Below are 8758 nucleotides of genomic sequence, written 5' to 3'. Positions count from 1 at the left end.
GAGGGCTAGCCCTCCAACCACTCTCCCCCAAAATTAAATAAAACGGACAAACGAGAGCCTCTACTTATAATTGGCATACACAGACTATTTGACACAACCAGTAAATATCATTTCCAGCCAGTATTTCTTCGTTTTGGCCAGTAACCAGCAATCTGCGAACCCTACATGCGGCAAAACGCCCCATAACAACACAAAAAACAGGGCAAAAGCTCTTCGATGATGATAGGATCATATCGAACCCGCTTTTGCCCTTTTATTTCTTCTATTTTCTTCAATAAAACCTAGTTCTGCTCCGTAATGAAGGCTTCAAGCCCCTTGATCGCTTCTTCTTCATCATGTCCGCTAACAGAAATGGTAATATCGACGCCAGATCCGATGGCCAGGCTCATGATTCCCATAATACTTTTTGCATTGACTCTTTTTCCGTCTTTTTCTACAAATACTTCAGAGTTGTAACGGTTCGCTTCCTGCACAAATAAGGCAGCCGGACGGGCTTGCAATCCGGTTTTCAATTGAACAGTTACCTTCTTCTCGATCATTGCTGTTCCTCCTTTTAAAGATTAGTGTGTAGTTTTGTTTTTATTTCGAAATGGGTTGTCCTAACCGAATTTTGTCAGCGATTTCATCAATTTTCCGAAGCCTGTGGTTGACGCCCGATTTGCTTACTGCGCCTGAAGAAACCATCTCACCTAGCTCTTTCAGGGTAATTTCCTGATGGGCGACGCGGAGTTCAGCGATCTCGCGGAGTTTGTCAGGAAGAACTTCGAGACCAACCTGGTTTTCAATAAATTTGATATTCTCGACCTGCCTCATTGCTGCACCCACTGTTTTGTTCAAATTGGCGGTTTCGCAGTTTACGAGGCGGTTGACGGAGTTTCTCATATCCTTCAAGATCCTGACGTCCTCAAAATAGAGCATAGCGTTGTGCGCTCCAATTAAAGTAAGGAACTCAGATATCTTTTCCCCGTCTTTCAAATAAATAATGTATCCTTTTTTGCGTTCAAGCATTTTTGCCTTTAGATCAAAGGTGTTCATCAGCTCGCACAGGGCTGCTGTATGTTCCTCATACATTGAAAAAATCTCAAGATGGTAACTCGTTTCCGGATGATTGATAGATCCTCCGGCAAGAAAAGCACCTCTCATGTATGATCGGCGGCAGCAGGAATTCTTTTGAATGTTTTCTGCGATCCCCCTGTTGAACGTGAAGGTTTCATCTATGATATTTAAATCCTCTAGAAGAGCTCTTGCTTCCTGAGTGAGCCTGACGATGTACACGTTGTTTTTCTTCAGCCTCATTTTTTTCCGGACCAGGAGTTCCACATGAAAGGAATACACTCTCTTGATCAATGTATAGATAAGCCGGGCAATGGCGGCATTCTCAGTTGGAATATCCAGAACGATCTGGCGGTTCGAAAAAGAGATAGAACCATTCATTCGGATCAGCGCTGCCAATTCCGCCTTTGCACAGCAATCTTTCATCTCCAGTTGGGTCAGTTCTTTTTTTGTTTCTGCCGCAAAAGACATCTTTTTCACCCCTCTTCTATCCACTACGGTAACGTGAGGGTTAGATAGCTGTTATTCAGCCTTCAATTTCTGAAAAAACTACTCCTTTATCCCAGTAATGAAAGAAGCAGTTCAGATACACGTTTCGCATCATGGCGCACTAAAGTGCCATATTGAATTATATTATCACTAATGATCTTAAAACCAAAAGATTTTAAAAGATCCATATCGCAGGTAACCTGTTCGGCTCCCTCTTCGCGATAGAGTTCCAAAAATTCTTCAGGAATAATTTCATTGTTAACGATCACGACATCAACAATTTTATCGCCGACGTGATCAATCAGTGCCTGGACATGGTCACTTGCTGAAAAGTGGTTCGTTTCCCCTTTTTGAGTCATGGCGTTACAAACATAAACTCTAGGCACCGTTGACTTGAGAACGGCATCCCGAATACCGCCAACCAATAAATTGGGCAGGATGCTCGTATAAAGGCTTCCGGGTCCCACAACAATCAAGTCAGCCTCATTGATCGCGTTTACGCTGGCCTCTAATGGTTCGATATGGTCAGGCGTAAGAAACACACGCTTAATTCGTTTATTGCGGAGAGGAATTTTGGACTCCCCGGTAATAAATGAACCATCTTCATATTCTGCGTTTAAGATGACGCTTTTATTAGCCGCCGGCAGCACTTGCCCTCGGACATTCAGCACCTTGCTCAGTTCCCTGATCCCCATGACAAAATCCCCGGTGATGTCATGCATGGCAGCCAGCAGCAAATTCCCCAGGGAATGGCCGGTAATGCCGTCACCTGTCGTAAAACGATGCTGAAAAAGCCGTTCCACTAGAGGTTCAACCTCAGAGAGTGCAGCAAGGACGTTGCGCACGTCTCCCGGTGGAGGCATATCGTAATCTTTTCGGAGTCGGCCAGAGCTGCCTCCATCATCAGCAACGGTAACGATCGCCGTAATGTCTACGGGAAAGCTCTTTAAGCCTCTGAGAAGAACGGAAAGCCCGGTGCCTCCTCCCAGAACGACTATTTTAGATATAGGTTTCATTTAAGACTTATCCTTTCCCATGTCACGATGGCTGCTCAATGTAACAAACTCTTTGGACAAAGCATTCTTAATGTACTCTGCCAGAGCAACCGAGCGGTGTTTTCCGCCTGTGCAGCCAATTCCGATAATCAGCTGGCTTTTCCCTTCCCGCTTATATTGTGGAATCATAAAATTTAATAGATCGATAAGCTTTTCAAGAAAAGTCTTTGTTTCAGGCCACCGCAATACATATTCTGAAATATCCGGTTCTAGTCCAGTCCTTGGCCGCATGTGGTCAATGTAATGTGGGTTCGGCAAAAATCGCACATCAAATACGAGATCGGCATCGATCGGCATCCCGTATTTAAAACCAAATGACATGACATTTACGGTAAATGGATGGGACTTTTCCGAAGAAAATCGCTCAATAATCTTTTCGCGGAGCTGAATCGGTTTAAGGTCCGTTGTATCGATCACTTGCTGTGCAAGGCCTTTTAGCTCTTCCAGCATTCCACGTTCCTGCATGATTCCCTGAAGAGGATTTCCGCTTTTCGCCAGGGGATGCGACCGTCTTGTTTCTTTGTATCTGCGGACGAGCGCTGCATCCTTGCTTTCAAGGTAAATAATCTGTGGCTGAATGTGAGAGTGGACAGGCAGCTGATCAAGCGTTGAAAACAGCTGGTCAAAAAACTCGCGTCCCCTTAAGTCCATGACAAGTGCCACTTTATTCAGCTTTCCATGTGACTCCTCCATAAGCTCAACAAACTTTGGCAATAATGCGGGAGGAAGATTATCAACACAAAAGAAGCCCAGGTCTTCAAAACTCTGCATCGCTACTGTTTTTCCTGCCCCGGACATCCCAGTTATAATTACCATTTGAACGTCCTGCTGCTCCATAACCGTTCCCCCCTCTTATTCTAAAAATCGTTAAAATATCGTTGATGTATTGTATGTGTTTAATCCTGTCGCCGTGTAAACTGCCGATCAAGCCGGATCGAGGCGATAGGACAGCAGTTCAAAGTCCGGTGTATACGTGAACGTTCCAAAAATCATTCCCGTCCCGGTGAGAACATAATCCAAAATATGATGATCTCCAGGCGCCATCGGCAATGAACGTATTTCAGAGGCCTTTTTCCAGGCTAGAATCCCTTCATCAGACTCTTCCAGTGCCTCTCCTTCAGCTTCGGTTGCCAAAAAGGTGAACATCATCCATTCAGAAATAATCTTGTCTTTTTCTTTGATAATAAAATTAAATACACCCTTCAACTGAGGGTTTTTAATATAAACTCCTGTTTCTTCACGGTATTCCCGAATGACAGAATCCCTGATGGATTCCTCTGACTCCATCTTGCCGCCAGGGGCAACCCACCAGCCTCTTCTTGGTTTCTGCAAGAGAAGAACTTCGTTTTCTTTGACTAAAACACAGTTTGTTACTCTTTGCACAATGTTCACCTCAATCACCTGTTACATTAACTTTAGTATACTAAAAAATGCCACTCCTCACAATGAACACGTATCTCCATTATTAAGGATAGAACTATTATTCCACAAAAAAAAAGGCGCGGAATGCTTCCGCGCCAAAAGTCTTGCAATTTATAAAAAGGGGGTCAATTTCTTATTATTTATAGTACCCCATTTTTATTTCACCACTGTTACAGTCTGATTAAAACAGAATTACGAATTTACGCTTTCATTCTTTCTTTTAATTCCTCGACAAAATGCTGTGCCGATTGGGCGGCAATACTTCCGTCCCCCGTAGCTGTAACGATTTGGCGAAGTGTTTTTTCCCTTACATCGCCTGCAGCAAAAATGCCGGGAATCCTTGTTTCCATAAGCTCATTCGTTTCAACATAACCCGCTTCGTTTGTAATCCCCAAATTGACGAAAGCGCCATTCAAGGGAAGCATACCAACGTAGATGAATACGCCGTCTGCAGAAAACTCACGCTCTTCACCAGTCTCGGTGCTGACAAGCGTTAATTTGCTGACCTTATTGTTCTCCCCGTGGATTTCTTTAACGGTATGGTTATATAAGAAATCGACTTTCTCATTATCAAAAGCACGTTGCTGAAGAATCTGCTGGGCACGCAATTTATCACGGCGATGCACGATGGTTACTTTGCTCGCAAAACGTGTAAGGTAGACACCTTCTTCAACCGCAGAGTCTCCCCCGCCGACAACAACGAGCTCTTTATTTTTAAAGAACGCTCCGTCACATACCGCACAATAGGAAACGCCGCGTCCGCCAAGTTCCTTTTCACCTGGTACTCCTAGCTTTTTATATTCTGCGCCCGTTCCTATAATGATCGATCTTGCTTTAAATTCTTTCCTTCCGGATACGACCGTTTTGTATTCCTCGCCGTCGATGATCTCTTTCACATCACCGTAAGCATACTCCGCGCCGAATTTTTTTGCATGTTCAAACATTTTATTGGACAGTTCAGGCCCCAAGATCGTTTCAAACCCTGGATAGTTCTCTACATCTTCCGTATTGGCCATCTGTCCGCCCGGGATTCCGCGCTCAAGCATCAATGTGCTGAGGTTTGCCCTGGACGTATAGACAGCCGCAGTCATGCCCGCAGGACCTGCGCCGATGATTATAACGTCGTAAATTTTTTCTTCACTCATCATGATCCACTCCTTTGATCCTTCCCCAGAACATCTGTCTGCAAATCTTTATATTGTAGTTACATGGTATCGGCCAAAGGCTTTTTCGTCCATAGATTTGCTCAATCTACCCGTTCAAGACCTCTTTTGATAAATTGAATGCGCGAGGAGAGCATGGAAACCGTTATCCCATACAGCTCGGCGATCTGGCGCTGGGTTGCTCCGTCTTTTCGTTTTCTGGATACATAATCAATAGCCGCAGCAATCGCCTTATCATTTCTGAGCAGCGAGCTGTCAGAACGAGCCAGAATCATCGTTTCCAGCCATAAGAACGTCACATCGTCATCAATGGAAGCTCCATTTTCCTTCATGATAGAAAGGATGCTCAGCCCACTTGCAATGGTCGGAGAAACATTCTCTATGATCTGCTCTCCATCTTCTCCTTGAATAGAAACCTTTGTACCCGGACTCATCTCTACTAAAAGACTGGCCGCTACTTCTTTAAGGACGGTATGTTCATCATCCCTTGTGCAAAATTCCTGTAGGGTTTCAATGTTTTCTTCGCTATTATTCCCACGCAGTAAGGTTAAATGCACCAATTTACTTTTTTGCAGACCGCGTGCCACGTTATTAAAGCGCTGCATGAAATCCTTTTTTTGGGCATTCTCCTGTTTCACATACGAAGGCGCCCGGTATTGATAATCAGCACCCGTGACAGTCAGCTCGTCATTTTGTGCTTTCTCAAGGTAATAAGAAGCGACCTGGCTTTTCGGATCAAGTTCCTGTGCCTTTGACCAGCAGTTCATTGCCCGCTCGGTCCGGCCAAGCGCATAGAATGAAACAGCCAGTAAATGAAGATAGGAAGGATCATTGTAGTAGTAATGTTTGTTGATGGATGCCAGCCAGCGGTTAGCCCAGGCATGCTCATTAAAGATGCCGAACGTGCTGCCGAGTTTATAGCGATGGTCCGGATGAATTGGATAGACCTTTTTCATCCCCTCAACCATTTCAGCAGCCTCTTCTTTTTTCCCCAATTGCTCGTAAAAAATAGCAAGATTACAGAGGGCATTCAAATTGCCCGGATTTTTATCCAGGATGGACGTGAGCACGTTCAATGCTTCCTCAAATTCATTTAAATAAAAATGAGTAAGAGCAAGATTGTTATACGCAGCCCAAAACGCAGGATGCTTGCTGATGAGTTCAGCCAGCTGTTTTTTTGCTTCCTTCAAGTCGCCTTTTTCAATACTGTGCCGGGCCTCTTCATGGCCGATGATCAATTCCTCTTCCTCTGTTAAAGCTTCACTTCCAGTCTCAAAATTGATCAAATCGATCAGTTCAAGTGCATCATCAAAAAATTCACCGTCAGGATCTTTTTTCATATAAAGCGAGGCATAGGTTTCGGCTTCTGAAAACATTCCCAAATGCGCATAGTTGTTTGCCATAAAAAAGTAACACTCACTAATGTCCTGTCCCATTGTTTCAAGCACCTGCACTAAATACAGGTTAGATTTATCATATTCACCCAGCTCGGCCAATGTGGATGCGAGCTGGCAATAAAATGCCGGTTCTTCGGGCTGCAGGTACACAGCTCGTTCAAATAATTTTCTTGCTTTATCTAAATCCTTCTTTTGGTAAGCTTTAATACCCCGGTGGAAATAATATTCTCCATCCTGCATGAAAGGAAGTATGCGCATGTCACTTTCCGCGTGATTTTCCTTTTTCATTCTTTCCTCCAATTTCTATGTAAAAAGCATATTACATAGCCTTTATTTCTAGCCGTTCGTTTTCAACCCAAAAAAGTATACCATACACCAAAAGCGTCTTACATACCCTTTTTAAACTTTGTCAATGAAACTTTCGACAAAGGTTTTATTAAGATTTCATTTTAATCTATGGATCTTTAAAAAACAGCAAGCAAATGGAAAAAATATTGCTGTTTTTGTCCAGAAGCTTTTTACGACAGAAAACCACCGTCTCCTGAAGCGGAAAACGGTGGCCTCAATTTATACAGTTAATTTAACAAACTTTCTTTTTCCTACTTGAACGATTGTATCATCTTTTATCTCAATCTCAAGTTTTATGTCTGACACCTTTTTTCCATTAAGCTTCACCCCGCCGTTCTGAATCATTTTCCGGGCTTCACTTTTGGAACTTAACAACTGCAGGGCAACAAGAAGTTCAACGACAGCAACATTTCGATCGCCATTCCACTTCACTTCCGGGATTTCTTCAGGCAATGCTCCTTTTTGGAAAACACGCAGAAAATGCTGTTCTGCTTTTTCTGCTGCTTCCTTTCCGTGGAACATCCGGACAAAAGTCTTGCCTAGCTGGATTTTCGCGTCACGAGGGTGAAGGGTGCCTTCTTTTAGATCCTCTTTCAGCTTGTTCTTTTCATCCACCGTGTAATCTGTGGCCAAATCAATATACTTCGGCATCAGTTCATCAGGAATGGACATCGTTTTGCCGAACATCTCATTCGGCTCTTCATTGATTCCAATGTAGTTGCCTTTTGATTTTGACATCTTTTCAACACCGTCAAGACCTTCAAGTAAAGGCAGCAGCATCACGGCCTGCTTCTCTTTTTTATAGTGTTCCTGCAGGTGCCTCCCCATCAGCACGTTAAAATGCTGATCGGTTCCCCCGAGTTCAAGATCACTTTCCAGAACAACAGAATCGTAGCCTTGCATGAGCGGGTAAAAGAATTCATGAAGAGAGATCGGCTTGCCCATAGAGATCCGCTCTGTAAAATCATTTCGTTCAAGAAGCCGCGCAACGGTTATTTTGCCTGCCAACTGGATGACATCCTCAAAGTTCAATTTGGAAAGCCAGTCGGCATTATAATGAAGCTCCACCTTTTCCATATCCAGCACTTTGCCGAACTGCTCAAAATAGGTCTTCGCATTGTGTTTCACTTCTTCATCAGTAAGCTGCTTCCGTACAGCGGATTTGCCGGTAGGATCCCCGATCTTGCCTGTAAAATCACCAATAATGAGCTGGATAATGTGCCCGTTTTGCTGAAACTGTTTCAGCTTCTGCAGAACGACCGTGTGTCCGATATGAACGTCCGGAGCAGAGGGATCCAAGCCAAGCTTTACTTTTAAAGGCTTATTCTTAAGCAAAGACTTCGCGATCTTCTGTTTAAAATCCTCAGCAGGAATGATCTCCTGTACACCATTGGCATACAGTGCATATTGCCGCTCCAGCTCGCTTTTTTGGTCAGCTGACAATAGTTGAATCAAGTCTTTCATCCTAATCATTCCTCCTTAAAAATATAAAAAACCACATCCCTAAAAAAGGGACGTGGTGTTAGCACGCGGTACCACCCTTGTTGAAGCTTAAAGCTTCCACTCAAGCGAATTAACGGTTCAGGCCGTTCTCTGCTACTGATCTGAAATCATAGACCCGTTCACAAAGAAAGTTCGAGGAGGTAATTCATACTTATCTGTGACCGGTTCTCACCACCCACCGGCTCTCTGAAACAGGGAGATAACTACTACTGATTCCTCTCATTACTTTTATCTCTTTTGGTTTTTAACTATTTTAGTGTATTCAGCGGGAGAATTCAAGTTAATTCCAGGTGTTTTGGTTTGGAGGCGGTTGTTGTGGTGGTGAAGA

8 protein-coding genes and 1 other annotated feature are annotated in these 8758 nt (G+C 43.8%); all 8 genes read right to left on the bottom strand.

Annotation, left to right across the window (positions count from 1 at the left end; genetic code table 11):
• Positions 1-281: 281 nt before the first annotated feature.
• Positions 282-539 (bottom strand): HPr family phosphocarrier protein, encoded by a 258-nt coding sequence (locus AR335_RS16615; RefSeq protein ID WP_053357086.1) that lies wholly within the window; start codon positions 537-539, stop codon positions 282-284.
• A 40-nt stretch (positions 540-579) separates the two neighbouring features.
• Complete coding sequence (gene whiA / locus AR335_RS16610; protein WP_053357085.1) at positions 580-1524, bottom strand: DNA-binding protein WhiA; 945 nt, start codon at positions 1522-1524, stop codon at positions 580-582.
• 86 nt (positions 1525-1610) lie between these two features.
• Positions 1611-2558 (bottom strand): gluconeogenesis factor YvcK family protein, encoded by a 948-nt coding sequence (locus AR335_RS16605; RefSeq protein WP_062237976.1) that lies wholly within the window; start codon positions 2556-2558, stop codon positions 1611-1613.
• A complete protein-coding gene (gene rapZ, locus AR335_RS16600; protein ID WP_062237974.1) occupies positions 2559-3434 on the bottom strand; it encodes an RNase adapter RapZ in 876 nt (291 codons plus the stop codon).
• A gap of 87 nt (positions 3435-3521) precedes the next feature.
• A complete protein-coding gene (locus AR335_RS16595; protein WP_053358469.1) occupies positions 3522-3980 on the bottom strand; it encodes an NUDIX hydrolase in 459 nt (152 codons plus the stop codon).
• Positions 3981-4219: 239 nt separating this feature from the next.
• Positions 4220-5164, bottom strand: a complete 945-nt coding sequence (gene trxB / locus AR335_RS16590; RefSeq protein WP_062237972.1) for a thioredoxin-disulfide reductase — start codon at positions 5162-5164, stop codon at positions 4220-4222.
• A 101-nt stretch (positions 5165-5265) separates the two neighbouring features.
• The gene (locus AR335_RS16585; protein ID WP_062237970.1) at positions 5266-6867 is read right to left on the bottom strand and encodes a tetratricopeptide repeat protein; all 1602 of its coding nucleotides are present in this window, start codon (positions 6865-6867) and stop codon (positions 5266-5268) included.
• 279 nt (positions 6868-7146) lie between these two features.
• Entirely contained in the window at positions 7147-8391 is a 1245-nt protein-coding gene (gene tyrS, locus AR335_RS16580; protein WP_062237968.1) for a tyrosine--tRNA ligase, read from the bottom strand.
• Between the two features lie 43 nt (positions 8392-8434).
• Positions 8435-8662 (bottom strand) — a binding site (T-box leader).
• Between the last annotated feature and the right edge of the window lie 96 nt (positions 8663-8758).

It is taken from the genome of Fictibacillus sp. FJAT-27399, from assembly GCF_001510655.1.
Classification (GTDB): domain Bacteria; phylum Bacillota; class Bacilli; order Bacillales; family Fictibacillaceae; genus Fictibacillus_C; species Fictibacillus_C marinisediminis.
This window is presented reverse-complemented; position numbering and strand designations above follow the sequence as displayed.

Coding starts and splice junctions, on each gene's coding strand:
- AR335_RS16615 (WP_053357086.1), bottom strand. CDS start 539: ATGATCGAGAAGAAGGTAACTGTTCAATTGAAAACCGGATTGCAAGCC.
- whiA (WP_053357085.1), bottom strand. CDS start 1,524: ATGTCTTTTGCGGCAGAAACAAAAAAAGAACTGACCCAACTGGAGATG.
- AR335_RS16605 (WP_062237976.1), bottom strand. CDS start 2,558: ATGAAACCTATATCTAAAATAGTCGTTCTGGGAGGAGGCACCGGGCTT.
- rapZ (WP_062237974.1), bottom strand. CDS start 3,434: ATGGAGCAGCAGGACGTTCAAATGGTAATTATAACTGGGATGTCCGGG.
- trxB (WP_062237972.1), bottom strand. CDS start 5,164: ATGAGTGAAGAAAAAATTTACGACGTTATAATCATCGGCGCAGGTCCT.
- AR335_RS16585 (WP_062237970.1), bottom strand. CDS start 6,867: ATGAAAAAGGAAAATCACGCGGAAAGTGACATGCGCATACTTCCTTTC.
- tyrS (WP_062237968.1), bottom strand. CDS start 8,391: ATGAAAGACTTGATTCAACTATTGTCAGCTGACCAAAAAAGCGAGCTG.